Origin of the sequence: Streptococcus sp. SS-4456 (genome assembly GCF_036680365.1) — a bacterium.
Classification (GTDB): domain Bacteria; phylum Bacillota; class Bacilli; order Lactobacillales; family Streptococcaceae; genus Streptococcus.
This window is the reverse complement of the sequence record NZ_JAVIHI010000118.1, coordinates 1-275: the sequence shown is the minus strand read 5'-3', so window position 1 is coordinate 275 and position 275 is coordinate 1. Positions and strand designations below refer to the sequence as shown.

The window sequence follows — 275 nt, the reverse complement described above, 5'->3', positions numbered from 1 at the left end:
TCATATGCGGGTTTGGCGGAATTGGCAGACGCACCAGATTTAGGATCTGGCGCTTTCGGGCGTGGGGGTTCAAGTCCCTTAACCCGCATAACAGAAATATAAATAGGCCGGCTTAGCTCAGTTGGTAGAGCATCTGATTTGTAATCAGAGGGTCGCGTGTTCAAGTCATGTAGCCGGCATTAGCAAGAGATTGCGAACGTAGTTCAGTGGTAGAACACCACCTTGCCAAGGTGGGGGTCGCGGGTTCGAATCCCGTCGTTCGCTTTGAGAGGCCG

Annotated in this window: 3 tRNA genes; all 3 read left to right on the top strand. The window is 52.7% G+C overall.

What is annotated here, in order from left to right:
- The first annotated feature begins 6 nt into the window (after positions 1–6).
- The 3 genes from RFK25_RS11655 to RFK25_RS11645 all read left to right on the top strand — a co-directional run bounded on the left by RFK25_RS11655 (position 7) and on the right by RFK25_RS11645 (position 264).
- Positions 7–88, top strand: a tRNA-Leu gene (locus RFK25_RS11655).
- Between the two features lie 18 nt (positions 89–106).
- Positions 107–179, top strand: a tRNA-Thr gene (locus tag RFK25_RS11650).
- A gap of 13 nt (positions 180–192) precedes the next feature.
- Positions 193–264: transfer RNA gene (locus RFK25_RS11645), tRNA-Gly, on the top strand.
- Positions 265–275: the final 11 nt, after the last annotated feature.